The 25,238-nt window shown below is 60.9% G+C and carries 29 protein-coding genes and 3 pseudogenes; 27 read left to right on the forward strand and 5 right to left on the reverse strand.

Annotated elements, in window-relative coordinates:
* Nucleotides 1-205: 205 nt before the first annotated feature.
* Both ACVILI_RS15430 and terL read left to right on the forward strand, forming a co-directional pair.
* Nucleotides 206-286 (forward strand): annotated as a pseudogene (locus tag ACVILI_RS15430) (DUF2280 domain-containing protein); the annotation flags it as partial.
* Nucleotides 273-1,661: a phage terminase large subunit gene (terL, locus tag ACVILI_RS15435; protein WP_457102499.1), complete on the forward strand. Its 1,389-nt coding sequence runs from the start codon at nucleotides 273-275 to the stop codon at nucleotides 1,659-1,661. The pseudogene ACVILI_RS15430 and the gene terL, both read left to right, overlap by 14 nt.
* On the opposite strand, the gene ACVILI_RS15440 is transcribed toward terL, so the two are convergent.
* Nucleotides 1,658-2,137, reverse strand: coding sequence for a pyridoxamine 5'-phosphate oxidase family protein (locus ACVILI_RS15440; protein WP_457102500.1), 480 nt, complete (start codon nucleotides 2,135-2,137; stop codon nucleotides 1,658-1,660). The genes terL and ACVILI_RS15440 overlap by 4 nt on opposite strands.
* 62 nt (nucleotides 2,138-2,199) lie before the next feature.
* Between ACVILI_RS15440 and ACVILI_RS15445 the strand changes: the two are divergent.
* The 21 genes and pseudogenes from ACVILI_RS15445 to ACVILI_RS15545 all read left to right on the forward strand — a co-directional run bounded on the left by ACVILI_RS15445 (nucleotide 2,200) and on the right by ACVILI_RS15545 (nucleotide 22,045).
* Nucleotides 2,200-3,661 (forward strand): annotated as a pseudogene (locus ACVILI_RS15445) (DUF1073 domain-containing protein).
* 644 nt (nucleotides 3,662-4,305) lie between these two features.
* Nucleotides 4,306-5,454 (forward strand): DUF2213 domain-containing protein, encoded by a 1,149-nt coding sequence (locus ACVILI_RS15450; RefSeq protein WP_457102501.1) that lies wholly within the window; start codon nucleotides 4,306-4,308, stop codon nucleotides 5,452-5,454.
* A 2-nt stretch (nucleotides 5,455-5,456) separates the two neighbouring features.
* The gene (locus ACVILI_RS15455; RefSeq protein ID WP_038645874.1) at nucleotides 5,457-5,894 is read left to right on the forward strand and encodes a structural cement protein Gp24; all 438 of its coding nucleotides are present in this window, start codon (nucleotides 5,457-5,459) and stop codon (nucleotides 5,892-5,894) included.
* Between the two features lie 14 nt (nucleotides 5,895-5,908).
* Nucleotides 5,909-6,863: pseudogene (locus tag ACVILI_RS15460) on the forward strand (DUF2184 domain-containing protein).
* A gap of 10 nt (nucleotides 6,864-6,873) precedes the next feature.
* Entirely contained in the window at nucleotides 6,874-7,209 is a 336-nt protein-coding gene (locus tag ACVILI_RS15465) for a hypothetical protein (RefSeq protein WP_457102502.1), read from the forward strand.
* Between the two features lie 5 nt (nucleotides 7,210-7,214).
* Nucleotides 7,215-7,700, forward strand: a complete 486-nt coding sequence (locus ACVILI_RS15470) for a DnaT-like ssDNA-binding protein (RefSeq protein ID WP_457102503.1) — start codon at nucleotides 7,215-7,217, stop codon at nucleotides 7,698-7,700.
* Nucleotide 7,701: 1 nt separating this feature from the next.
* Complete coding sequence (locus ACVILI_RS15475) at nucleotides 7,702-8,064, forward strand: hypothetical protein (RefSeq protein WP_457102504.1); 363 nt, start codon at nucleotides 7,702-7,704, stop codon at nucleotides 8,062-8,064.
* Between the two features lie 3 nt (nucleotides 8,065-8,067).
* Nucleotides 8,068-9,108: a head morphogenesis protein gene (locus ACVILI_RS15480; RefSeq protein WP_457102505.1), complete on the forward strand. Its 1,041-nt coding sequence runs from the start codon at nucleotides 8,068-8,070 to the stop codon at nucleotides 9,106-9,108.
* The gene (locus tag ACVILI_RS15485) at nucleotides 9,108-9,557 is read left to right on the forward strand and encodes an HK97 gp10 family phage protein (RefSeq protein WP_457102506.1); all 450 of its coding nucleotides are present in this window, start codon (nucleotides 9,108-9,110) and stop codon (nucleotides 9,555-9,557) included. Before ACVILI_RS15480 ends, ACVILI_RS15485 begins: the two co-directional genes overlap by 1 nt.
* 1 nt (nucleotide 9,558) lies before the next feature.
* Nucleotides 9,559-9,972 carry a DUF4128 domain-containing protein gene (locus ACVILI_RS15490; RefSeq protein WP_457102507.1) on the forward strand — a complete coding sequence of 138 codons (414 nt, stop codon included), beginning with the start codon at nucleotides 9,559-9,561 and terminating at the stop codon, nucleotides 9,970-9,972.
* A gap of 52 nt (nucleotides 9,973-10,024) precedes the next feature.
* Nucleotides 10,025-10,759 carry a hypothetical protein gene (locus ACVILI_RS15495; protein WP_038645889.1) on the forward strand — a complete coding sequence of 245 codons (735 nt, stop codon included), beginning with the start codon at nucleotides 10,025-10,027 and terminating at the stop codon, nucleotides 10,757-10,759.
* A 12-nt stretch (nucleotides 10,760-10,771) separates the two neighbouring features.
* Nucleotides 10,772-10,960 (forward strand): hypothetical protein, encoded by a 189-nt coding sequence (locus tag ACVILI_RS15500; RefSeq protein ID WP_457102508.1) that lies wholly within the window; start codon nucleotides 10,772-10,774, stop codon nucleotides 10,958-10,960.
* Nucleotides 10,957-11,304 (forward strand): hypothetical protein, encoded by a 348-nt coding sequence (locus tag ACVILI_RS15505; RefSeq protein ID WP_457102509.1) that lies wholly within the window; start codon nucleotides 10,957-10,959, stop codon nucleotides 11,302-11,304. The genes ACVILI_RS15500 and ACVILI_RS15505 overlap by 4 nt, the downstream gene beginning before the upstream one ends.
* 38 nt (nucleotides 11,305-11,342) lie before the next feature.
* Nucleotides 11,343-11,540: a hypothetical protein gene (locus ACVILI_RS15510; RefSeq protein WP_457102510.1), complete on the forward strand. Its 198-nt coding sequence runs from the start codon at nucleotides 11,343-11,345 to the stop codon at nucleotides 11,538-11,540.
* 9 nt (nucleotides 11,541-11,549) lie between these two features.
* Nucleotides 11,550-14,642, forward strand: coding sequence for a phage tail length tape measure family protein (locus tag ACVILI_RS15515; protein WP_457102511.1), 3,093 nt, complete (start codon nucleotides 11,550-11,552; stop codon nucleotides 14,640-14,642).
* A gap of 3 nt (nucleotides 14,643-14,645) precedes the next feature.
* Complete coding sequence (locus ACVILI_RS15520; protein ID WP_457102512.1) at nucleotides 14,646-15,401, forward strand: hypothetical protein; 756 nt, start codon at nucleotides 14,646-14,648, stop codon at nucleotides 15,399-15,401.
* Nucleotides 15,402-15,404: 3 nt separating this feature from the next.
* On the forward strand, nucleotides 15,405-16,037 hold the full coding sequence (locus tag ACVILI_RS15525; protein ID WP_457102513.1) for a hypothetical protein: 633 nt from the start codon (nucleotides 15,405-15,407) through the stop codon (nucleotides 16,035-16,037).
* A gap of 8 nt (nucleotides 16,038-16,045) precedes the next feature.
* Complete coding sequence (locus tag ACVILI_RS15530) at nucleotides 16,046-16,453, forward strand: DUF6950 family protein (RefSeq protein ID WP_457102514.1); 408 nt, start codon at nucleotides 16,046-16,048, stop codon at nucleotides 16,451-16,453.
* The gene (locus tag ACVILI_RS15535) at nucleotides 16,438-18,720 is read left to right on the forward strand and encodes a hypothetical protein (protein WP_457102515.1); all 2,283 of its coding nucleotides are present in this window, start codon (nucleotides 16,438-16,440) and stop codon (nucleotides 18,718-18,720) included. The genes ACVILI_RS15530 and ACVILI_RS15535 overlap by 16 nt, the downstream gene beginning before the upstream one ends.
* Nucleotides 18,721-18,774: 54 nt before the next feature.
* Nucleotides 18,775-20,883, forward strand: coding sequence for an SGNH/GDSL hydrolase family protein (locus tag ACVILI_RS15540; protein ID WP_457102516.1), 2,109 nt, complete (start codon nucleotides 18,775-18,777; stop codon nucleotides 20,881-20,883).
* A 58-nt stretch (nucleotides 20,884-20,941) separates the two neighbouring features.
* The gene (locus tag ACVILI_RS15545) at nucleotides 20,942-22,045 is read left to right on the forward strand and encodes an acyltransferase family protein (RefSeq protein ID WP_457102517.1); all 1,104 of its coding nucleotides are present in this window, start codon (nucleotides 20,942-20,944) and stop codon (nucleotides 22,043-22,045) included.
* Here ACVILI_RS15545 and ACVILI_RS15550 read toward each other — a convergent pair.
* Genes ACVILI_RS15550 through ACVILI_RS15560 form a run of 3 tightly spaced genes read right to left on the reverse strand, consistent with a single transcriptional unit; the run spans nucleotide 22,026 to nucleotide 22,776 of the window.
* On the reverse strand, nucleotides 22,026-22,334 hold the full coding sequence (locus ACVILI_RS15550) for a hypothetical protein (RefSeq protein WP_457102518.1): 309 nt from the start codon (nucleotides 22,332-22,334) through the stop codon (nucleotides 22,026-22,028). The two genes, ACVILI_RS15545 and ACVILI_RS15550, sit on opposite strands and share 20 nt — an antisense overlap.
* Before the next feature lie 29 nt (nucleotides 22,335-22,363).
* Nucleotides 22,364-22,582, reverse strand: coding sequence for a hypothetical protein (locus ACVILI_RS15555; protein WP_457102519.1), 219 nt, complete (start codon nucleotides 22,580-22,582; stop codon nucleotides 22,364-22,366).
* Nucleotides 22,579-22,776: a hypothetical protein gene (locus ACVILI_RS15560; protein ID WP_457102520.1), complete on the reverse strand. Its 198-nt coding sequence runs from the start codon at nucleotides 22,774-22,776 to the stop codon at nucleotides 22,579-22,581. Before ACVILI_RS15560 ends, ACVILI_RS15555 begins: the two co-directional genes overlap by 4 nt.
* 54 nt (nucleotides 22,777-22,830) lie before the next feature.
* Between ACVILI_RS15560 and ACVILI_RS15565 the strand changes: the two genes are divergently transcribed.
* Genes ACVILI_RS15565 through ACVILI_RS15580 form a run of 4 tightly spaced genes read left to right on the forward strand, consistent with a single transcriptional unit; the run spans nucleotide 22,831 to nucleotide 24,547 of the window.
* Nucleotides 22,831-23,685, forward strand: a complete 855-nt coding sequence (locus ACVILI_RS15565; RefSeq protein WP_457102521.1) for a glycoside hydrolase family 108 protein — start codon at nucleotides 22,831-22,833, stop codon at nucleotides 23,683-23,685.
* Complete coding sequence (locus ACVILI_RS15570; protein WP_457102522.1) at nucleotides 23,682-23,975, forward strand: hypothetical protein; 294 nt, start codon at nucleotides 23,682-23,684, stop codon at nucleotides 23,973-23,975. The genes ACVILI_RS15565 and ACVILI_RS15570 overlap by 4 nt, the downstream gene beginning before the upstream one ends.
* Nucleotides 23,947-24,126, forward strand: a complete 180-nt coding sequence (locus ACVILI_RS15575) for a hypothetical protein (RefSeq protein ID WP_457102523.1) — start codon at nucleotides 23,947-23,949, stop codon at nucleotides 24,124-24,126. The genes ACVILI_RS15570 and ACVILI_RS15575 overlap by 29 nt, the downstream gene beginning before the upstream one ends.
* Before the next feature lie 49 nt (nucleotides 24,127-24,175).
* A complete protein-coding gene (locus tag ACVILI_RS15580; protein WP_457102524.1) occupies nucleotides 24,176-24,547 on the forward strand; it encodes a DUF1515 family protein in 372 nt (123 codons plus the stop codon).
* A 21-nt stretch (nucleotides 24,548-24,568) separates the two neighbouring features.
* Here ACVILI_RS15580 and ACVILI_RS15585 read toward each other — a convergent pair whose 3' ends face one another.
* On the reverse strand, nucleotides 24,569-25,123 hold the full coding sequence (locus ACVILI_RS15585) for a hypothetical protein (RefSeq protein WP_457102525.1): 555 nt from the start codon (nucleotides 25,121-25,123) through the stop codon (nucleotides 24,569-24,571).
* Nucleotides 25,124-25,238 lie beyond the last annotated feature (115 nt).

A 25,238-nucleotide genomic window follows, 5' to 3' on the forward strand; every position in this document is an offset into this window, starting at 1 on the left:
CAAGCGGCCCGGTGCTGGGCGCAAGAAGGGGAAGGTATCCCAAGCCAAGCGAGCCATTGCCGACATGGCGAAAGTCCATGCCGAGGCGGCGCTCAAGACTCTGGCCGATATTGCAAGCGAAGGTGAAAGCGAGGCAGCCAGAGTGTCGGCGGCAAATGCCATTCTCGATCGAGCGTATGGGAAACCGCCACAAGCTGTTCAGCACACCGGGAAGGATGGAAGGGATTTGCCGGCACCCGCTGTACTGGTCACCATCTTCCAGTTGCCCGACAATGGCAGGAGTTGAGCAAGGGCAGGGCGGCCCAACTATCGTTCGTCCACAGGCCGGGCCACAGACAACCTTCCTGGCCAGCTCGGCGGATATCGCGATCTACGGTGGCGCAGCTGGCGGCGGAAAGACATGGGCGCTCCTCATGGAGCCGCTTCGGCATGTCGCCAATCCTGGTTTCGGCGCGGTCTTCTTCCGGCGCAACCTCACCCAGGTCAGGAACGAAGGCGGCCTCTGGGATGAAAGCGAAAAGCTCTATCCGGGCTTGAACGCGCAGCCGCGATCGGCGCCCGATCTAAGCTGGACGTTCCCGGCCGGCGCCACCGTCTCGTTCGCGCATCTTGAGCACGAAAAGACGATCTACAACTGGCAAGGCGCGCAGATCCCGCTCATCTGTTTCGATGAGCTCACGCATTTCTCGGCCAAGCAGTTCTGGTACATGCTCAGCCGCAATCGCTCCATGTGCGGCGTGCGGCCCTACGTACGAGCGACCTGCAACCCTGATGCTGATAGCTGGGTTGCCGAGTTTATTTCCTGGTGGATTAATCAGGAGACCGGATTTGCGATCCCGGAGCGCGCCGGCGTCATACGCTGGTTCATCCGGATCGGCGATACGATCATCTGGGCGAGCAGCCGAGAGGAGCTTGCTCACCATGTCAATCCGATCGACGGCCAGCCGATCCCGCCGAAGTCGGTGACGTTCATCCCGGCCAAGCTGAGCGACAATGCTCTGCTTATGGCGGCGGACCCCGGCTATCTCGCCAACCTGATGGCGCAGCCGACGGTAGAGCGGGAGCGCCTTCTCGGCGGCAACTGGAAAATCCGCCCGGCTGCTGGCCTGCTGTTCCAGCGTGGCTGGTGCGAAGTCGTAGACGCGGTGCCCGCCGGCGTCACATGGATGCGCGGCTGGGATTTGGCTTCGACGCCCAAGGTTGAAGGCAACGATCCTGACGGCACGGCAGGGACGAAGATCGGAAAGCTACCCGACGGGCGTTACATCGTCGGACACCACGTCAAGGACTTCCTCTCACCCGCCGGCGTTGAGCGCCTGATCAAGAACACGGCCGAGGCCGACGGCAGGAACGCGAAAATCTCGCTTCCGCAAGATCCTGGCCAGGCGGGCAAGTCGCAGGTGACGAACCTGGTGAAACTGCTCATCGGGTTCGATGCCAGGGCAACGCCAGAATCCGGCGACAAGGTTACGCGCTTCAGCCCGTTCTCTGCGCAGGCTGAAGCCGGCAATGTGATGGTCCTTCGCGCGCCGTGGAACGAGGCGTGGTTCTCCGCGCTCGAAGGGTTTCCCGAAGCCGCGCACGATGACGATGCTGACAGCACAAGCAGGGCATTCAACGCCCTGATCGATGCCAGCACCTACACCTTGGCGAATATCTAGTTCAGGCTAACCGTCGCTACGCTGTCCTTGTAGTCTTCTTTCGGATCGCCCAGCCCAAGAAACATCTTGGCGCCGGCCACGATGCTCGAGGCGTCTTTCCAGATTTCAGCTTGGCCAGGATCAAATCGCAGGAGGCAGAGCTTTGGATCATCCTTGCCGCCTTCGAACCAAGCGGCCACGAAACGGTTCCAAAGCCGATCGATAAGCGCGCGGTCGTTGTCGACCTGCAGTGTCCCTTGCACTGTCGCGAACAGATCATGGCCTTTCGATGCATATACCAAAGTTGCGTCGGTCGGGGCGGCAGCGCCCGATGCCAACTCGGTGTCTGACGCCGTAAAGAAGTAGATCGTTCGACGATCGCCATCAAATTGAGCTGTCATGGGCTTCGGGTGCAACTTACGTGTCCCAATCATCGCGGTCATGTCAGACCTGATCGAGTCCCAGAACTCGTCGGCAAATTCTTGATCATTCGGCATGGGGCTCTCCTTTGCCGTGCCAACGTCAGGCCAAGAAAATCGTTCCGGGGATCGAGGTTGGAATGGCGAATGTCATTGCGCTGGTTCGCGACAGTTTGACCAACCTCGTATCCCGCATGGGAACGGGCCGGGACAAGGCGGCGTCGAGCTTTTACGCCTTCACGTCTCTTTCGGACGCCGAACTGCTGGCGGCCTATCGCACGGCATGGTTGCCTAGGAAGATCGTCGACATTCCGGCCTTTGACGCCGTTCGTGCCTGGCGCGACTGGCAGGCCGAGGGAGACAGCATCGAGCCGATCGAGGCGGAGGAGAAGCGGCTCAACGTTCGCGGCAAAGTTTTCGAGGCCAAGGTCAAGGCAAGGCTATGGGGCGGGGCTGCCATTCATATCGGCACCGGTGACGCGGATTTGGCAGCGCCACTTGAGATTGAGCGTAGTTTTCGAGGCCAAGGTCAAGGCAAGGCTATGGGGCGGGGCTGCCATTCATATCGGCACCGGTGACGCGGATTTGGCAGCGCCACTTGAGATTGAGCGTATCGGTAAGGGCGGGGTAAAATACCTCACCGTTCTGTCGCGGCGCCAGCTGACCGCCGGCGAGATCGACCGCGACCCGGCATCTGAATTCTACGGACAGCCGAAATTCTACACGCTGACGGCCGGCACGACGGCACAGGTGCAAATTCACCCATCGCGCCTAGTCAACTTTCAGGGCAACACCCAACCGGATATCGATCTGGTCTCGGGCGACATGGCTTGGGGCGATAGCGTGCTCCAGTCGGTGATGGATGCGATCAAGCAGGCCGACGGAACCGCGGCGAATATCGCGTCCCTCGTCTTCGAAGCGAAGGTCGACATCATCAAGGTGCCGAACTTCATGGCAAGCCTCGCCAGCGAGGACTACAAGGCGAAGATCCTAGAAAGGTACACCTTGGCCAACACTGCCAAGGGCATCAACGGCACGCTGCTCCTCGATAAGGAAGAGGAATACGAGCAGAAGGCGGCATCCTTCGCTACGCTGCCCGATGTCCTTGATCGGTTCCTGCAGATCGTCTCCGGCGCCGCCGATATCCCGGCAACGCGCCTTCTTGGCCAAGCCCCAGCTGGCATGAACGCGACGGGCGAATCCGATCTTCGCAACTATTACGACCGCCTCAGCGCCATGCAGGAAGTCGAGATGACGCCGGCCATGCATCGCTTGGATGAGGCGCTGATCCGCTCCGCTCTCGGCTCTCGACCTTCCGACGTCTATTATGAGTGGGCGCCGCTCTGGGGCATGTCGGAAAAGGAAAAGGCCGACGTCTTCAAGACCAAGGCCGACGCTGGCCGAACGCTTGCCGGAGGCAACGGTCAATCGCCACTGATCCCGATTGATGCGCTCAGTGAGGCATTGGTCAACGCATTCGTTGAGGACGGCTCGCTGCCTGGGCTTGAAGCCGCTATCGAGGAATTCGGCACGCTGGCGGAGCAAGAGCCGAGCGAGCAAGACATTGCGGCTGCGGCATCGAGGTCGAACACCCTGCGATAAGTCGCCTCGCTGACCCTCCATAGAGTATCTATCGAAGGAACACTCACCAAAAGCGTTCCAACAAAAAAAAGAAAACCTACCACGAACAGGCTACAGATACGGCTTGTATCTAGGATGTTCCAGCGAAGGTTCATCAAGGATATCAGCTCATCACGGGCTAAAGCTTCGGTTGTCGCGCGGCCAGCTTTCCCAAGTATGGTTTCTATGTCTCTCAGTTCTTGTCTATTCTTTTGTCTGACAGAAAGTGTGCTCGCTAAAGCCTTAATTCTTTGTAAATATGGGTAGTGATGGTCTCTAACCCAAAAGAATTCTCGCTCTTGTAGAGCATACTCGACCGCAGTGTCGTATCTTTTTACCTCCGGAGGGCAGCGGCACGCATAAATTAAGGAACCTAGCCCCAGAGCCATTGTTCCATAATACACGAGTGCAATTCGCCATCCGAATGACCACGATATGTCGGGCCCGAGCCAAGGGGCGTTCATACTAAGCCATTGAGAGATATTGTCATTCAGCAGGATCATGTAGCCGAACAAGGGCATGACGATCGTTAGCCGTACGATGCCAGAATTACCAAACGCTCGAAGAAAGCTCCATCTCGGTATCACGGTTTTGACCCCCATCCCAAACTGAGATTGTCCAATAACATGCAATTCACCGACAAAGTATCTGTCGCGGGAACGCGACAGACCGCCGACGGCTACCTTGTCGCAACGGCGAGGGCAGTCAGGACTGGCGTCCAGCTTTACGCCGGGCACGAAGTAGGCAAGCCGGATCAGGAAGTCGTTCGGGTCTATCGGGCCGCCGATCAGGTGTTTTCGACCGACAGCCTGCAATCCTTCTCCCATGCCCCAATAACGGTCGACCATCCCGACGAAGAGGTGTCCGCCGAGAACTGGAAAGCTCTCTCGGTTGGTGAAGTCAGCACCGCCGCCAAGCAGGACGGCCAGTGGGTGATGCTCCCGCTGATCCTGAAGGACGCGGCCGCCATCAAGTCGGTGGTCGATGGCAAGCGCGAGCTTTCCGCCGGCTACACCTGCGATCTGGATTTCACGCCCGGCGTTACGGCCGATGGCGAGGCCTACGACGCGCAGCAGCGCGGCATCAAGATCAACCACCTGGCGCTCGTCGATCGAGCCCGGGCCGGTTCAAAAGCTCGCATCGGTGACGATGGGGGACCGTGGGGCGCCGCCCCGATTTCAACCACTGACAAGGAGACCATCACCATGAGTGATGCACTTCGCACTGTGGTCGTGGACGGACTGTCGGTGACCACCACCGATCAGGGCGCCCAGGCCATTTCCAAGCTGCTCAAGGATCTCGAATCCTCGGCCGCAAAGCTGGTCGATGCCGAGACGAAGCATCAGGCCGCACTCGCGGCCAAGGATGCCGACCTCGCGAAAGCTCATGCCGAGCGCGACGCCGCCAACGCCAAGGTGCTTTCGGATGCCGACCTCGACAAGCGTGTCGCGGCCCGCGCCGATCTGATCACCAAGGCCAAGGCGATCGCCAAGGACGTCAAGACCGATGGTCTCAGCGACGGTGCCATCCGCAAGGCCGCCGTCACCGCCGCGCTCGGTGATGCCGCAGTGAAGGACAAGGCCGACGCCTATATCGACGCGCGCTTCGACATTCTGGTCGAGGATGCAGCGAAGAAGATTGGCGGCGCCGATCCGTTTCGTCAGGTCGTTCAATCCGGCCTGCAGAGCAATGACGCGGCCGGCAACGTCACCACCGCGCACCAGGCCATGACCGATCATCTCGCGTCGGCTTGGCAGAACAAGAAGGAGGCCTAGTCATGCCGGCAATCCAGACCAACTATAGCGCACAGCATGCGCGTTGGATCGAGGGCATGGTCCTCGACATGGAGCCGTCCGTCATCGTCTCGCGCCTTTGCGAGGACGCGGAAGGGATCGGCTTCGGCAAGGTCGCTGTTCAGGGCACGGCCGACAATCAGGTCGTGGACAGCGAAGCCACCGTCAAGTTCTGCGGTATCGCCGTGCTCGACGAAACTCAGCCGACCGGCAAGTACGAACAGTACGCCACGGCGGCAGTCATGAAGAAGGGCGTAATCGTCGTCCAGGCTTCGGTCGCGGTCGCCGTCGGCGATCCCGTCTACTACGTCCCGGCAACCGGCGTTCTCACGAACTCCGCGTCGGGCAACACCCTCATCGCCAACGCTCAGTGGGATACCAGCACCGCCGGTGCCGGCCTCGCTGCGCTGCGCCTCGGCTAACAGGAGCGGCCACAATGAACGCACACATCATGCAGGACGCTCAGCAAGTCGCGATGAGCTTCCTTATCCGTCAGGCCTCGCTCATCGAGCCGACGGTTTACGCGATCCGGTATCAGGACATCCAGTATCCGTCCCTGATCCCGGTCGACACTTCGGCGCCCGAGTGGATCCAGTCCGTCACCTATTTCTCGATGGATTCGGTCGGCCAGGCGCAGTGGTTCAACGGCAATGCGCACGACGTGCCCAAGGTCGAGCTGACCCGCGAGAAGTTCGAGACCACCGTTTCCATGGCGGCGATCGGCTACGGTTACAATCTCGAGGAGCTCGGCACCGCCCAGCTGCTCGGGATGAACCTCAGCAACGACAAAGCGAGTTCGGCCCGTCGCGTCGCCGAGGAGAAGATCGACCAGGTCGCCTTCATCGGCGATGCCGGCAAGGGCTTCTCGGGTCTCGTCAATGCATCGACCCCGACCGCAACCACGGCTCCGGCCGACGGTACCGGTTCGGCGACGACATTCGTGTCGAAGACGCCGGATCAGATCCTGCGCGACATCAACGGCCAGCTGACCGGCATCTTCACCGGGACGCTGGGCGCGGAGATCGCGGATACTCTGCTTTCTGCCGTATTCGGTGCTGCTCGACCTGTCTACGCGCCGCATCGATGCGGTCAACCAGACCACCATCCTGGAATGGATCGAGCGCAACAACATCTACACCCGCACCACGGGTCAGCCGCTCACGATCCGCGGGGTGTTCGGCTACCTCGATACGGCCGGCGCCGGCGGTACCAAGCGCATGGTCGCCTATCGGCGTAGCCCGGAAGTGCTGAAAATGCACATGCCGATGCCGTTCCGGTTCCTGCCGGCGTGGCAGACAGGCCCGATCAAGTTCGACGTGCCCGGCATCTTCCGCCTGGGTGGCGTCGATATTCGTCGGCCGAAGGCCGTCCGCTACCTCGACGGCATCTAAGGAGGCGACCATGAAAGTCACCAACAACCAGGCAGGCCCGCGCGGCCTGAACACCAAGGTTGGACCGGTTCTCGTCGAGCCGGGTCAATCCGCCGAGGTCGAACTGTCGGACGCGGAACTGAAGGTTGCCAAGGCGACCGGCTGGTTCGGCTTCGAGGGAGGGGGTAAGGCCGACAGGCCCCACGAGCCTGGCGATGCAAAGACGGCGGCCGAAGTCCTCGCTCTGGCCGACGGCAACTTCATGGCGTTCAAGTCGGCGGCTTCCAAGCTGCTCGGAGACAAGACGCCTGAGAAGAAGGCCGAGATCGTCGCGGCTCTCGAAGATCTGGCAACGAAGCCGGAGTAACGACCATGGCCGGCTACGGATCGGATAGCGCCCTCAAGGCGTATTGGGACGCAGCCGGCTATACCTATGCGGCGGATGCCCCGTTTGCTGCTTTGAGGCAGCGGGGCAGCGCCTACATCGATGGGACTTATGGTCTCAGGTTTACGGGTCAGCCCACCGGCGGCATCGTGCAAGAGCGGGAATGGCCCCGTACCGGCGCGACGGCTTATGGTTCGGCCCTTGCATCTGACCTGATACCCACGAGGGTTGAGGAGGCCAGCTATGAGGCCGCCTATATCGAATTGAAGAAGCCGGGATCGCTGTCGATCTCATTCGATCCAGCCCAGCGCGTGAAGCGCCAAAAGGTCGACGTCATCGAGCGCGAGTTCTTCGAGCCGGGAGATACCGGCAACATCTTCGCTCCGAATGCGCCCGTCTCGACCATCATCGAGGGCTTGCTCGCCCCGTTGATCGGGCCTGTCTATGGCCTGCCGGCCATCATGGTGGTGTGACGTGGGCTTTTACGACGAGATGGCCGGGGTCGCCACGGAACTGCTGACCGAATTCAACCAAGGCGGCGTCCAGTTGAAGCGCGAAACCCCTGGTGTGGTCGATCCCGATCAACCATGGGTGCCGATCGAGCCGACAGTGGAGACTTGGCCGCTTAACGCCGCGGTGCGCCGTGTGTCTCAGAAATACGTGGATGGCACCCTCATCGTCGCCACGGACAACCAGGTCACGTTCGCCGTGCCCGCCATCGTCCCGGCCATGACCGACACGCTCATCGTCGACGGAGTCGAACTGGCCATGAAGGACCTGCGGCCGATCCCGCCGGCCGGGACTGTGGTCGCGTATATCGCTTTCGTCGCGGGTTGATCGATGCTCGTCCGGCTCACGCCTCGTCAACGCTTCGAAATCCTGGTCGGCCAGTTCGAGCCGGCCGTCCGCGCCGCCTTCATCGAGGCGATCGACGACATTACGTCGAACATAGTGCTTCGCCGCATTGTCGAGCGCCTGGAGCGTGGCGACATCAACGGCGCGATCTCCGCCATGAACCTCGACCCGGCCGCCTTCAGACCGCTGGATGAGGCGATCAGGGCGGCGTTCAACGGTGGCGGTGTCGCTACCGTCGATGCCTTGGCGACGCTGCGCGATCCATCGGGCCATCGCATCGTGGTTCGCTGGGATGCACGCAATCTGGCGGCCGAGCAGTGGCTGCAGACGCATTCCAGCCAGCTGATCGGCGGCATCGTCCAGGACCAACAGACCGCGATCAGGGCTGCCTTGGAGACAGGACTGGCACGCGGGGACAATCCGACCAAGACGGCGACGGCTGTTGTCGGCAAGATCAGCGCCGTCACTGGTAGGCGTGAAGGCGGGTTGATCGGGCTCACCACAGCGCAAAGCGAATACATTGCCCGAGCCCGCCAAGAGCTGCTTACTGGTGAGCCCGACCAGTTGAAGGCCTATCTGAACCGGCAGCGTCGCGACAAACGTTTCGATCGCACGATCACAGCCGCGATCCGAGATGGTAAACCAATCCCTACCGCGTTGGTCGACAGGATCACCGGGCGGTATGCGGACAACCTTTTGAAACTGAGGGCCGACACGATCGGCCTGCACGAGACTTTCGCAGCCCTCGGCGCGTCGAAAGACATCGCCTTCCGCCAGCAGATCGAGAAGGGCAACCTTCTGGCCCAGCACGTCACGAAGTGCTGGAAGCACACGCCGCAGGAGCACGGCAGGATGCAGCACATCGCCATGCAAGGGCAGGTCGTGCCGTTCGATCTGTCGTTCACCGCACCCGACGGTACTGCAATTCCTTACCCTCATGCGCCTGGCGTTCCGATCAGGCACACGCTCGGGTGCAAGTGCTTTGCTGAATACAAGATCGATTTCGTCGCTCAGTTGGTGCGGTAATGGCATCCTTTGCCGCGACGGTCGGCGACTGGTGCCTGACGGTGCCGATCGCCCTCGAGATTGTGTTTAAGGAATCGGCACAAGAGCTTGTTTCCCAACTCGACCAGCTGCTGGCCGATGAGGTCTACGCCAAGCCGCAGGCACCGGGATACAAGCGAACCGGCTTCCTCCGCGCCTCGTTGATGGCGTCAACCTCGGCCATGCCAACGCTATCGCGGGATAACCCAGGCGTAGCGGTGCCGCCCGACCTTGGCGACGTCATCCTGGTGATAAATGGCGCCGATCTCGGCGACACGCTCTTCCTCGGCTACACGGCGAATTATGCGGCCTACGTCCACTATGGCGCCAACGGCACGACGCCGCGGCCTTGGGTGACGATGGTAGCGCAGCGCTGGGTCATGATCGTCGAGGCCAAGGCGGCCGAAGTGAAGACGCGACTGGGGCTCTGAAATGCCATCCATTGAGACCCAGATCTGGCTAGCCTTGAAGGCGAGGGTCGCCGCGTTGACCCTATCGCCGGCCCTGCCCATCGCATGGCCGAACGAGGATTTCATCAAGCCGAATAAGGGCTATCTCCGTGTCACTCACGTCCCCAACGTCAATCGCCGGCTTTTCATCGGCACAACCGAGCCCCACCAGCGCATCGGGCTTCTGCAGGTCGACGTGTTCAGCAAGAAAAACCAGGACGCGTCCGTCGCGGCTGAGATTGCCGGGCAGGTCGTAGCATGGTTCCCGACCGATCTCCGGATGATCTACGGCACCGTCGCCGTTCGCGTCACCAAGGCGCCTGACGTCGCCCAAGCCATCGCGGACGACACGCATTGGCTGGTGCCGACGAGCGTCGAATACGAGTGCTTCGCATAGCCGCTTCGCCCTTCGGCAAGGCCACTCCCTAAAACCCTGAAAGGAGGCAGCAATGCCTATCAAAGTGTCCCCTGTTGCGGGCAGCCGCTTCTATATCGGTTCGGCTCCCGTCGACGTCCCCGATACCGACGTGACCGAGGCCGATTTCTCGGCGGTGACGTGGATCGAGGTCGGCCAGTACGAGACCATGGGCAATTCCGGCGATTCCGCCCAAGGCAACACGGTCAATTTGCTGAACCGTCGCCGCACCTACAATTGGAAGGGGTCGCGCCAGGCCCCGCAGCGCTCCGACAATTTCGCGTTGAACACGAGCGACCCCGGCCAGCTTGCCATGATCGCGGCCGAAGCTACGGACTTCAACTATCCATTCAAGGTCGAGCTCAACGGCGCTCCAATCCCGAAGTCCGCCACCGCGATCATCACCATCGCGTCGCCGGGCGTCGTGACGTGGACCGGCCACAACCTTGCGGCCAACACCGCAGTCAAGTTCTCCACCACTGGCGCGCTGCCTACCGGTCTGACCGCCGGCACGAGCTACTACGTGAAGACGGTTCTCGACGCCGACACCTTCACCCTTTCCGCCACGAAGGGCGGCCCCGTGATCGCCACGACTGGAACCCAATCTGGAACCCACACCGCCACTACCATTCCGTCAGGTCCGCAACGCCTGTTCATGGGCCAAGTGTTGGCGGCGGAGGAAGGCATGGGCGGCGCCAACAACGCCCAGATGCTGAACTGCACGGTGCTGCCCAACACGAACTATGCCCGAGCCGCCGCGCTGGGCTGATAGGAGGCTGAGATGAAAGTGTTCAATCGCGGGGCCGACGCCCACAAGCTGTCGCACAAGGGCGAGGATTATCTTCTCGCCCCCGGCAATCACGTCGAACTGGAGCTGACCCACGCGGAAGCGAAGGCCATGCCGTCGCCTTTCGAAGCCACGGGTACGCCGATCAAGGCACCTAAGGCCGAGCAGGAGAAAAAGACATGAGCAAGCCAGCATTGGGCGCCGGGAACGTCGATATTGAGCTCGACGGCGAAACCGTTGTGCTGCGCCCGTCACTGATGGCTGCCCAGGCCATTTCACGTCAGAGCGGCGGCATATCCAGCGCAGTCCGATCCGTCGGCAACTACGATTTCGATGTGATCGTTTCTGTCGTCACGCTCGGCCTTGGCGCGACCGGCCAGGAAGCGAAGGCCATCCCTGAAAAGGTGTGGCGCACCGGTCTGACCGATCTCATTGGGCCTGTTTCGACCTACCTCACGATCATTGCCAATGGCGGCCGACCGATGTCGGGAGGAGAGGAAGCGGCGGACCCTCTGAAGAAAGAATAAGCCTCGCAGAGTTCTATGACGACCTCGCCGAGAAAGCTTTGGGCTGGCTCGGCTGGACTGAAGAGCAGACGCTTAGGGCCGACGTGAACGCAATCCTGGTCGGCCTTGATGGGCGAGGGGACATGATCAGTTCCATCCTGCGCGCCGTATTTGGCGAGCCCGACAAGCCGCCGATCGAGATCACCGCTCAGCCCATCAGCGAGGATTACTTCGATGCGATGTTTGCGGTGGAATGAGGTGGCGAAGTGACTGTTGCTTCTCTCGGCCTCGCCGTAGATTCGTCTCAGGCCGTCGCGGCGAAGACGAACCTCGACAACATGTCGGCGGCTTCGGCCAAGGCCGAGGCTGCGCAGAAGCGTCTGTCGTCGACCTCGTCGGCGTCCAACGCGGCGCTCACCAAGATCGCCGCCGGCGTCGAGCAGGCAAACGCCACGCTCATCAAGCTTGCCAGCATCGCCGAGGGCAGCAATGCCTCGCTGGTCAAGCTCGTCGCCACTGCGGAAAAGACCAACACGACGCTGGCGACTATCGGCACCGGCTCGACGCAGGTTGTGTCCGGCATCGGTAAGGTGGCGCCGGCGGCGGACAAGTCGACCAAAGCCCTCAATGACAACGCCAATGCAGCGCGGCTGACTTCGAACCAGATGCTCAATCTGTCGCGCCAAGGCAACGACGTCATCACGATGTTCGCCTTGGGTGCGTCCCCGGTGCAGATCTTTGCCTCCCAGATTGGCCAAGTCTACGACGCGTTGGAAAGCGGTCCGCGCGGCCTTCGCGGATCGCTGTCGGCCATCGGCGCTACGGCCAAATCGGCTGGGCAGGCGCTCCTCGCATTCATGGTGACGCCGGCTGGTCTTGCCGCTGGTGCTGGCGTAGCGGCTGTTGCTGGCCTTGCCACCTACATCATCTCGACGCGCAAGGAGGTAAAGGGCCTCGACGAACTGTTGAAGGACCACGCCTCGGTTCTGCGCGGGATCGGCGACATCTATGGGTCGATTGCCGACAAGGCAAAGAGCGCGTTTTCCGTCTCGAACCTGAACGGCTTGCAGCTGCTGTCGTCTTCGACGCAGGCCGGGCTGAAAATTCAGATCGCGAACCAGACCCAAAGCGCGATGTCGGATCTCGGCCGGTTCGTCAATCCTGGCAAGAGCGCTGGGGGCTTTTTCAGCACTGCTGGGGAGTTCAAGCCCTTCTCCGATGCGATTGACTATCTGCGGAAGACGGCCCGCGAGGGCACGCCCGACATCATCGGGTTCCGCAAGATGGTCGAGGACAAATGGGCGCTTGATCCGAACAATGCCGCGTTGACGGAATCGGCCGGCAAGCTGATCGATCTGACCAAGGACGCGGATGCCGCCGCACGCGCGTTGAAGCAGTTGGAGATCGCCCAAGAGGCGCTTGCCAGGAGCGTGGGACCCGGCGGCTTGCCCTTGCGTCGTGGCTCTCTCAGCACTGAAGACATGGGTGCCTATGAGCGATACCGGGCGGCCGGCTCTGTGTCGGCTGATCGCGCACAACAGGCATTCGATGCTCAGCGTCAGGGGCTCTATGCCCGTTCGCCAGCCGAACTGGCAGCCGCTGCTCGAGCTCAGGCCAGCGCCCAGTACAACGACAACGAGAACCCGGCGGAGCGTGCCCGGCGTATCGACATAGCCGGCCAGCAAGCCGCGCTTGCTGCGCAGCATGCATTGGACGAGGCGCAAAAGGAACGCAAGCGGTCGCTCGACCAGACGCTTGCCTCGCAGCAACTCGACCTTGACCTGATCGGCAAAACGACCGGCGCCGCTGAAGCGATGCGGATGCAGTTCCAGTTGACGCAGCAGCTTCGTGAGGAAGCGGCGCGCAACAATGTCCCCGTCGATCAACAGGAACTCGAGCTGATCAAACAGAAGGCCGATGCCTATGGCAAGATGGCCGACCAGATCGCGCGTGCTCAATTGGGAAATGATCTGGCGTTCGAGCGCTCGCAGCAATTCCTGTCTGCCGGCGAGCAGCAGATCGCCTCCCGCCTTCGCAACACCGGCATCGGCATGGACTCGCCGGAAGCGCAGCAAATGCGCGACGTGGCCAAATTCGCTGACGCGAAGGGGCTGGCAGTCGGCTTCCTGACCGACTTCAAGTCGGAACTGCTGCGCAATGGTGGAGACGTCGGCAAGGCGCTCGGCGCGTCGATCCTGAACGCACTGACCAAGTCGATGGACGATCAGTTGGGCAAGATCTTCGACACCATGGCGACCTGGTTGGCATCAGCGTTCACCGGACAGCGGCCGGGTGTGGGCGGCGCGGCCGCGCTTGGGACTGCTGGCGGCTTCTCTGACATGATCTTCGGTGCCGCTTCGAACGACAACTATGCGCCTGGCGCGGTGACGCGCGCACCGCTTGCGGCAGTCGGCGGCAATATGGCCGCTTACGCGGCCGCCATCCGATCGATTGAGAGCGCCGGCAGTGGCGGCTATTCGGCGCTCGGCCCGGTTCTGAAGAACGGCAACCAGGCACTCGGCGCCTACCAGGTGATGAAGAGCAACCTGCCGTCATGGTCCCAGGATGCGTTAGGCAAGACTTTGTCGCCAAGTCAGTTCCTGGCCGACCCGGCCGCCCAGGATGCGATTTTCGAAAAGCAGTTCGGGAAGTATCTGATCAAATACGGCAACCCACAGGACGCGGCGTCGGCTTGGTTCACCGGCGGCCCGCTATCGACCGGCGCCAAGGCCAAGGACGTGCTTGGCACTTCCGGCTCTGTCTACGTCGACAAGTTCAACACTGCCGTTGCCAAGGCTTCCGACAGCCTTGGCGGTCTCGACCAGACGGTAACAAACACAGTGCAGAGCCTAGCGGGCAGCATTGGGGGGCAGGGCGGGCTTGCATCGATCTTGGATGGGCTGAAGCCGGGGAATTTCCAGGCGAACACCACGCTCTCGGACATCCTTGGGTATTCCGGGGGCGGCACATCCGCTGGCGGTTCGTCAGGCGGCGGTTTCCTTGGTGCGATCCTCGGCTTCCTTCCCAAACTGTTCGGCTTCGCCGACGGTACGGAAAGCGCCCCGTCTGGCTGGGCTTGGGTCGGCGAGCGCGGCCCGGAACTGCGCAAACTGCGCGCCGGCGACGTCATCCGCAACAATCCGCGGTCGATGCAAATGGCGGCCCAAAACAACAACGGTGCGCCGCCTGTGACGCCGAAGATAGACCTTCATGTCCACGTTACCGGCGCCAGCGGCGACGACCACATTCGCACGCTGTCCAGGCAGGGCGCGCAAGAGGCGATCAGCGAGTATCACCAAGGCCAGATCAACGGCGGCTTTGGCGAGACGCAGCGGCGCTACACGTCGCAGAAGGGTTAAGCGATGGGGCGCTACACCGATCTCCCCACGCTCGACGTCGACTTCCTGAAGCCTACGAAGATGTCATTCGACACCAAGGGTGGTGGTTTGGAAGGCGGCCGCAATGGTCTCGGGGAATCTGTCACGATTGAGACCAGCGGCGGCGGGGTTCTGGTCGGCTCCTATGAGGGCTGCGTCGTCAAAGATCGAGAGCAGCACGAATACATCAACTGGATCGCCGCGCGCATGAATAGCTCTGTCCGGTTCATGAACGTGCCGATCATGTCCGACTGGATCGGGCCTTTCCCACTCGATGCGAAAGGTATTCCGCAGCCTGTCATATCAGGCATTCCGCATTCCGATGGCGCGTTGTTTGCCGATGGCGCCGGGTACAGCCAGACGACGGTGATCGCCAATATGGATGCCGCCGCGCTCAATGCCGGAAAGATCACGCTTCGGATCTATGGCGCCGCCCGGAAACTGCGCTGGTCTGACTGGTTTTCGATCTACCATCCAAACAAGGGTTGGCGCGCCTACCGAAATTGGGATCACACTGACCCAGTCCCGGCCTTTGAGACCATCGACGGCGTGGCGCGTGCCGGCCAGCGCTACACGCTGTCGCTTGACCGTCCGTTGCGCGAGGCGGTGATCCAGGGAACCCGGGTCGAATTCGCGCGGCCGCGCAGCGTCATGAAATTCCCGGCCAATTTCTCGCTGGCATGGGAAGCTGAAGGCTGGTGGCAGTCGTCTCCGACATTGCAATTCGTCGAGGGTTTTTGAGCCATGGCCTGGCAGGATCTTGTCGGCTCCTACAGCCTCCAATATGTGCCGCAATCCGTTCTCGACCGCATGGCGTCGAGCCATATGCTCGGCATCTTCTTTCGGCTCGATACGGACCCCGGCCTGCACATATGGGCCGGCGTCAACGACATCCCGGCCGGCTTCGACAGCCTCGACGAGGACGGCACGGTTTATCTCGGGGGCGGTAGACTGCTCAACGTCCCGACGCTCGAGGTGCTGGTCAACGGGCAAAGCTCCAGTGTCGAATTCGGCATCTCCGGCATCGATCCCGATACCGCCGCCAAAGTCCTCGACACCATGCCGGATGTTCGCGGCAAGGATTTGAAGATCGGCATCACCACGCTTGACGATTACTACCAGCCGACGAGCCCGATCATCGCGCTATGGACGGGAACGGCATCGCATCCGACGGAATCGAGCCCTGCAGTGTCCGGCTCTGAAAACCCCACGACGACGATCACCCTGGCCACGGTATCGGGCAACAACACCAGGTCGCGGGCGTCGCTGGTGCTGTGGTCGGGGCCACACCAGAAGGCGATGTATCCCACCGACAAGTTCTGCGACGGCACGGCGCGCCTGGCGCGCGGCGTCGCACCGGCCTGGCCGAATTACTGAGGCATTAGATGACGCTGCAAGAATACATCCGGCTGCCGCACCGCTGGCAGTGGGGCTACACCGACTGTACGCTGTTCGCGGCCGACTGGGTTGTCGCCGCGACCGGCAAGGATCCGGGTGCCGAATTGCGCGGCACCTATTTCGACGCTGATGCCGCTGCCACCATCCTGCGCGCTTCTGGCGGCGCCGAACGGCTGGTCGGCGCGAAACTCTCCGCTCTGGGCTTCCATCGCGTCCAGGCGCCGCATGACGGCGATATCGGCATGGTCCTGGCCATGACCGGCTTCGACGCCGCCAGCGCCATGGTGAAGGAAATCCCGGCCATCCGCTTCGGCCCGCTCTGGGCCGTCATGTCGGCGCGCGGCGTCATGGTCAAGCATCTCGATTGGACTGGCGTGGCATGGCGCATAGTGTGAACCCGTTCGACGATGCGCTACGCCAGGCGCTGGCGACAGCGTCGCGCAAAAGCACCTATAATCCCGGCATCGGCGCCTTTGAGACGGCGACGACGCAGGAGATCGTCGCCCATGGCTGGAGTGGCGAATATCGTTGGCCGGTCCATCGCGACCCAATCTTCACGCCGATCTTCACCGCCATTCTCGGCAGCGGCGGTTTCTCGCTCTTCGGTGCGACTATCTCCTACGCGGCGATCGCGTCGGCGATCGTCACCACGGCGATTGTCGCCGGCGTGCAATATCTCCTGACGCCGAAGCCGCCGAAACCGGAGGACGGCCGTGCGCCGCTCACGCAACCGATTCCCTATCGGTTCTGGGGTGTTGGCGAGGCCAGGCTGGCCGGCGCGATGATGCTGTGGGAAGCGCTCGACAACCGCATGTTCTCGGTGCAGGCCATCGTCGGTCATCGCATCAATGCCTACACCGGCTTCTATCTGAACGATGACAAGGTTGAAGTCATCGGCGGTCACGTTCAATCGCCCGGCGGCGGTCGCTACGTCGACGACGACAGAGATCTTGTCTTTGTCTACCCCGCCCTTGGCTTGGTGCCTGAGACGCCGATCGCCGATTTCGTTACCATCTTAAGCGGCCAAGGCATCTGGACGAACAATCATCGTGGCGACGGACAGGCCTCCATCGGCATGCTCTGTGTCGGCCCCGGAGCTGATAATTTCCTGAAGTCCTTCCCCTATGGCAAGCCGGCACTATCCGTTGTTGCCGAGATGGCCCTAGTCTGGGATTTCCGCAACCCGTCGCAAAGTCCGGAAGACCCATCAACCTGGGCGTTCTCCCGCAATCCGATCCTTCACCTCGCCTGGCACGAATGCTTCAATCCGTTCGGCACCAAGCGTGATTTCCGCAAGGCGCTGCTGCCTGTTCTCGACATGTGGCAGGAGGAAGCCGATGTCTGCGACGAGGATGTGCCAAGGGCTTCCGGCGGCACGGAAAAGCGCTACGAATGCGGCGGCTTCGACACAACCGAGCATGATCCGAAAAGCGGCACCAACGCCATCCTGGCGACGTGCGACGGCTGGATGTGCGAACGCGGCGATGGCGCCTTGCTTGTCGTCGCCGGCAAGTTTCGCGAAAAATATGTCGCCACGCTGACCGATGCCGACATTGTCGGCCACACCGTGCAGCATGACGTGTTGCCGGAAGAAGAGGTCAATCAGTTCATCCCGAAATTCACCTATCCGGCAACCGACTACACGACGACGGATACCGACTATTTCGAGGATACCGCAGCGCAGGTCGCGGCCGGTCGCGTGTTGCCGCAGGATGGCAATTACATCTGGTGCCAGCAATGGCGCCAGGCCCGCCGGCTGGGCAAGCGCGAGTTCGCCCGCGCGCGTGCCAAGAAGCGCGGCACGCTCGACGTCAGGTTCACGGGTATCAATGCCATCTACGCTCCGTGGGTTCGGCTGAACACGCCGCGTCGGTTGCCGTCGCTCAACGGCAAGCTGGTCAACAACCGCCGGTCCGTCCTGTCGGTATCGCGCGGCGGCTTCCAGATGACTTTCGTGATGATGCCCGACGATATTGACGCCTGGGACCCAGCCGTCGACGAGGGATCGGCGCCGCCTGTGCCGCCCAAGCCGGTATCGGATGGCATTCCGATCCCGATCATCGACACAGCGGTTGCAGTCTCCGGGGGCGGCAGCGTTTACATCCGCGTCGCGCTGATCGATCCGAACCGGATCGATCTCACGCCGGTTGTTCACTACAGGATAACGGATGTCGGCGGTGGCGTTCCCGGCGCCTGGGTGGAGCAGAAGTTCCCTGGCGCGACGCCGTCGGCTGGCCTCATCGTCCTCAACACAAATCCGGTTCCGGCTAACAACTCGATCGGCATTCAGGCCGCCTATATCGGTGCCGACAATAGCTACGGCACCTGGACTAGCACCGTGACGCTGGTCTCGACGGTCGATACGACGCCGCCCGGGGCGGTCACCAGCGTTGTCGCCACGGGCGGTGTCGGCCAGGTCGCGCTCACCTGGAACACGCCGAATTCCGGCAACTATGTCGCTACCAACATCAGGCGCAACACCGTGAACAATGAGGGCACCGCTACCCTCGTTCGCACCGAATACGGCGCGCCTTCATCGGCCGATGCCTGGACGGACACCGGGCGCGCGGCAGGCACCTATTACTATTGGCTGCGCTCGGCGAACGGATCCGCTGTGGAGAGCACCACAAGCGTCGCCACAGGGCCGAAAGTCGTCACCTAAAGCCCACCCGATCATTCTCATTCGCCCGCCTGTTCGCCAAAAGGAAAACCATCCATGGCAGTCGTACCCTTCAACACGCTTTTCGCTGACGGCCCTGTCGGCAACCCGTATCAGCCGACGAAGCAAGACCTTCGCGACACTTTCAATGATCTGAATGGCCGGATCAGCACCGTCAGTGACTCGGTCCACTACTCCACCGAATTCGGGTTTGTAGACGATGGCGTGGCCGGCGTTGATGCCGGCACCAACAACGACGCCGCCTGGGCTGCGGCAAAGGCAGCGCTCACGAATGGCGAAATCCTCGTCATGGTCCGGCAGAACACCGGGGTGTTCTATTTCGCGACGGCGAGCGATTTTACCGGCATCCCTATCGACGCAACGAGCAATCCGACTTTCAACGGACCGAACGTCTACAATGACAGAACGTCAGCCGAAGTCGGTGCCGGCGGACCCCCCATTACGATCGTAGGGGCGGGACGGCTTACGTCGATCAGCACATCGCTGAACGTCACGTACCGTCGCCATGCGGAGCCGGTGGCAAAGGTGGATTTCCTTACCGATGGCGATGTCGCTTATGACGAGCCGACTGTTGTCGACATGTCGACGGCGGCGGTCACTATGCTGAAATACGCATGGCCGAACGGCAACACGACTTCGGCGACGTCAACAGGTATCACCAAGACGACCAACGACATTCAGATCAATCGGGCGACGGCAGACAATTCCGTTCTTATGTTCGCTGGCGTAGTGCCCGAGGTGACTTGCCAATACTCGTGGGCGGTTGGTCCTAACGTCAACGACGTTCCGTTTGCAGTGCTTGCCTTTGATGGCGGATACCACGCCGTCTATGCGGCTCTCAACTCCCGTGCCATCCACAAGAAGCTGACGGCCGCCAACACTTTCACTGAAGTCAATATTCCGGATTTCGGCGCGAGAATAACGCCAGAGACGTCGTACACTTTCGCCCAAGGGTCGATCACGATAGACCTTATTTCGCCAACGAAATACCAGGTTGGCTTAAACGGCGTGGTGTTCGCGGAGGGGGACCTTCCGTCGCCTGCGTTGTATATCGGGCCAGGCCTGTTTTTTGGGCCAGGTCAGACGGGCACGTCTCATTTTTTCAACATGGTGAAGGTGAAAAACCCCAGCCGCCTGGCGCCCCGCCCAATCCGCGCGTTGTTCGTTGGCGACAGCAAAATGGACCCCGTTTTCCAAGGGTGGCCCGACGACATTGCGCGCATCATGCAGGGCTCGATGGGCGTACAGTGGGAATATACAAGGAACATCGCTGTAGCTGGCGAGACCTTGGCTCAGCAGCTTACTCGCATCCTCGCTCTAGACATGACTGGTTACACCGATGTGTTCATTGGCCTTGGCACCAACGATGCCCAAGGTCTCACATCGCAAACCACGTTCGCCACAAACTTGGGTTTGATGCTCAACCAGGCTTTGAGCCTGGGGGCTCGCGTAACGCTTTTGCTGACCCCGGCATTCTATACCAGAGCCGACGGGTATGCGGTCACAGGATTTGTCAATCAGGGCCAAGCTTCTGTCAACGGCGCAGCTGTCCCTGCGTATCGAGAGATCATCCGACGTGTCGTCGCAACGTACCGGGACGCGGGAAGCAAGGTTGCCCTGGTGGACGCCGGAAAGATCTGTGGGCCTACCCTCGCGCAATATCTGACTTGGGCTTCGTCATGGAGTGGGAGTCGTGTCGACACCAACGTCTTCGACAATATCCACGAGGGGCGCACTGCTCGCACGAAGATTGCGCAGGCGTGCGCCAGGGCAGCCTATGGTATCATTACGCCGAGAAAAACAAAGGCCTACCCCGTCACTGCAATCCCCGCCGGATGGTTTCAGAACGGTTGGGTCAACATGACGGCCAGCGTGTTCTGGATTGATGAGCGGGGGTACAAGCACCTTGACGGCATCATCAACACAGCTGGGTCGACCATAGCGGACGGCACACAGGTCCTTCTCCTGCCTACCTTCATGCGGCCATCTAGGACAATCCAGTTGCCGACAATCACGCAAATCGCGGCGGTGGCGGGCAGCAATGCGCAGGGCTGGGTGGAGATATTGGCATCGGGCGCCGTCAACGTCTACGGGGTGAACACCACTAGCAAGTTCGTCCGCCTCTCTGACGCCCACTGGGAGTGAAGTTGCCCAGTCGGTCTCGTGCTGCTATGCCACCTGCCGTCAGAAATAGTCAGGTGGCATGGTTTACAAGAATGTCCAGGGACTCCGCGCCATCGCGGCGTTGATGGTGGTGTTCACCCACTCTTTCTACCCGCTCGTCCCTATGCGGAATCATTGGTCGCAGTACGTCGGGGCCATCGGCCCATCCGGCGTAGACCTCTTCTTCGTGATTTCCGGCTTCGTGGTTTTCCTCTCCGCTGACAGGCTGGGGAGGAAAGCCAACGTCACCGGAAGGTGGCGGGCCTTGCGAGAATTTGTGGTGAGGCGGGTTTTCCGAATTTACCCCGTGTATCTGACAGCGTTCCTCATCGCATCGCTGGTGCTAATTCTGATGCCTGCCGCTGAGTTATCCCCGGCGGGCATGAAGCAGCAACCATGGTGGAAGCTGGCGCTGCTCATTGCCCAGCCGAACAATCGGATTCTGGCTGCTTGGACATTACAGTATGAGATGACATTCTATGCGGTGTGCGCTCTAGGTATTTTGCTATTCCCGCGCCGCATCGTGGCCATCATCGCTCTTTGGATGGCAATTGTTCTCTACATCTGGAGCGCCGGCATCTACATGAATTCGGTGTTTACCGCGCCTATCGTGCTCGAGTTCGTGTTCGGAATTATCGTCGCGTTGCTGGTCGAGAGGAAATTCTCGGAGTACGCCTTGTCGTCTTTAGCCTTAGGGCTTGGCGGGCTGGTCATCGGCGCGATCTGTTATCGTTTCCACGATCCGAAGGGGGCGTGGGCTTTGCCTGTGATGTGGCGGACTGTGTGCTTCGGCTTACCGAGCGGTTTCATCGTCTATGGCTTGGTCGCTGTCGAGATGAGGCGGATATGGACGTTCTCAAAAGCTTGGACAGACCTGGGCAACGCTTCCTATTCGCTCTACCTGTGGCATCAACTGCTATTCGCGGTGATGGCGGCCAGCTATGTGCAACTGGGCCTTGTGGGGAAGGTTAGCGAGTGGGTTTTGTGGCTGTCCCTGTTTGCGGCGATCTTCCCCGTTAGCTTGATCAGCTATCATTGGGTCGAGCGATGGTTCAACGAAGCTGAATGGGTGGCTCGGTTGGCTGGCACGACGCGAAAGAAGTCTGCCGCAACGGTAACTGATCTCAAGGCCGAGACGGCCTAGGCATCGGCGGCCCGCCGATCAAATCGTTGAAGGCGATTTCCTCATCCTGGGTCATATGCCGGTATTCCCAAGTGCTGCCATTCCATCGGCTCATGACGGGACTTCCGGCAACCTCGGTGCCGTCGCTGACCACGACGGGGTCAGATGGCGCGTAGAAATGCCATTCGCCGTCCTTGATGTGGCTCTCGCCAACAACATGCAGTAGCGAAGCCAGGAGGACCAAAAACGCCAGTGCGCCGGCAAAACGGGCAAGAAGCTGTTCTCGTTCGGTTAGCTTGAAGTTGAACATCTGAATCTCATCGTTCAACCAGGGTACGCCTAGTTCGGCTTCCGCAGCGCGTTGAGGACCACGTCGGCGTCGTTCGACGTGCCGCTTGACAGCACCACCCATTGACCATCGACGCGGCGGACATGGCCGCCGTCAAAGGTATGGATGTCACCAGCCTTGCGCGCGAATTCTTCCCGCAATCCGGGACGTAGCTCTGACCAGGCAACGGGGAGTTTGACCCAATCCCCTTTGGGTTCGTCGTAGTTCATTTATCCGCCTCAAACCAGTTCGTCGTCCCGTCCGGGTGCGTCACCCTGATCCATTCGCCCATGTCGGGCTCATCGCCGAACGGGATTGTTACCGGGCCCCAGGTCTTCGCTGCCTCAACGGCATTTTCGGCCTGAACCCCAGCACTATTCATGGCTTTGCCGTCGCGTACCAATTCGACGGTAAAACTCGGCATCGAACGAAGCCTCCCGGTCCGATCCTAATCGCAATTACTTCGAAAGGTAAATTCATGGCTGTTTCCCGTGAAAAGGAATCGCTTGCCCGCGTGCTTGCGCATGAGGGCGGCTATTCGAACCATCCCAATGATCCCGGTGGCCCGACAATGAAGGGCGTCACTCAGCGCGTCTATGACGGCTATCGGAAGGGCAAAGGCCTTGCCACCCGCTCGGTTAAAAGCATCACCACCGCCGAACTGAATGATATCTATGATCGTCAGTATTGGGACGCGGTGCAGGGCGACGCGTTGCCGGCCGGCGTCGACTACGTGGTTTTCGACGGTGCGGTTAATTCCGGTCCTGGTCGCTCGATCATGTGGCTTCAGCAGGCGTTGCGGCCTGCCTATACCGGCCGCATTGACGGCGTCCTCGGCATTGGCACGCTTGCGGCGCTGAAGGCGGACAAGAACAACGACGCGCTGATCGACCGCATCTGCAACGCACGCATGGCGTTCCTGAAGCACCTCAGCACGTTCGGAACCTTCGGCCGGGGCTGGACGGCTCGCGTTGCTGAAGTCCGAGCAATCGGCCAGGCCTGGGCAACCGGTCAGGTGCCTCAGGCGGCTAACTTCGTCGACGGCGGCCAAGCGAAAGCCTTTGTTGTCGATGATGCCAACGCCGCACCGTCGACCGCGCCGGCGGACTTGGCAACTGGCGCCGGCACCGGTGGCCTCGGTCTGTCTGGCTACCTCTATGATCTGCAGAACCAGCTGTCGCCGCTGTCCTACACCAGCGAGTGGATCGGCAAGGTGGTCGTGGTCGTGGCACTCGCAAGCGCGGTGCTGGCGATCGGCGGGCTCGGCTATCGCTGGTACGCCAATCGCAAGGCCAAGCGTCTCGCCGCGGCGCTTGGAACGGCGCCGGCGTGACCTGGCTCATCACCCTTGTCGCCGGCGTCGTCGGCGTGCCCCGGCCGGTCGCTGTCATCATCGCGTGGACGGCGATTGCGGTTGCCATCTCGGGCGTCGTGTTCGCCGGCTACGAGTTCATCAAACACAAAGGCGCTGACGAGGTTCGCGCCAAAATCGAGAAGGGAAATCAGGATGCGATACGCAAGGGTATCGACGCTCGCATGTCTCTTGATGAGTGCATTGACGCTGGCGGCGTGTACGACTTCGGACGTCAGCGGTGTGGCGCCGCTACGCTCGGCCCTCGGTAGCAGCCTTCCCGGCGCACAGGGCAAGACGGTTGCCGATCAGAACAAGATCGACCGCACCGTAGCGCCAGGCTGCGCGGTCAAGCTCTACACCCGTGCGGAATGCGATCTGCACACCAAGGCCAGCGCAGCGCGCCGTGCCGAACTCAAATAGCACATTGGGGGCGGATGACATGCCGGGACCATCCAACAAAAGTCTCGAAATGATGATCGGCGGTCTCCTCGAGGCGACGCAGAACATGCAACGCGACATCACCGAAATCCGCCGCGACATCAAAGATAGCGATGCCCGGGCTGCCTTGAGCTATGAGCAGTCTGAGCAGCGCGCCGCCGCCAGTCGCGCGAAGATGTATCAGAAGACCGACGAGCTGGTTGAACGCGTGAGCGCCACCGAAAGCGCGGTCAGCAGGCTCAATGCCGACATGACCAGCGTCAAGGAAGTCACCGCCGAAGTGACGCGCTGGAAGCTTATGGGGCTCGGCGCCTTGGGCGTCACCGGCATGGCAGCGGCGGCGCTGGCTTCGCTGGTGACGGCCTATTGGGGGGACATTTGGCGCGTGATGCGCGGCGGGTGACAAGATTGATCCGCAATCGGCTTACCTTATGCCTAGATCGGTTGCATATAGCCTGGCGAACTTCATTGCTTCCCGTGCGATATCAATAGGCCGCATGCCTTGGGGGTGATTAACCATTGTTTTGGCGCGTGTCTTGACGGCCTTCAACTCTAACCCCCCTTCATGGTCGACGGTCCAATTGGAACTCCCCGGGGAAACCGACACCACGCCGTTAGCGACGATCATCCTTTCGATATAAACTGGCTTAGACGGATCTTCGGCACCTATGCCCCAAGCCGCAACATCGCCCACCGTGGAACTGCCCTCGGCGTGAGCCTCTGAATTGCGGGCTTCCCACGCATAGGTCAGCGCTTGGTCGGCCGTCCGTATTCTGTGCTTAGCGTCCTTCACATCCGGGCGTTGTGTCTCGTCGGCATAGTGGTTCATGACTTCAATAGCTCTGCGCCATTTGATGAGGAAGTCTTCCCAACTCTCCTGTTTCCGATGTGGATCGTATGTTTTTGAAAAGCGTGACATTTCTTCGGACGCAGCCCGTAGAAGCCGTTGTATCTTTGACTCGACCACTGCATCCGTCATGGAAAAATTCTCGTCGACTTGGATCATATATTCAAAAGTTAAACAGAGCGTGTGCGCTACCGCAATAGATTCTATCTCGATTTCAAGCCGGTCGGCTGATCGCCAGAACGTTAAA

It is taken from the genome of Mesorhizobium sp. USDA 4775 (genome assembly GCF_054062655.1).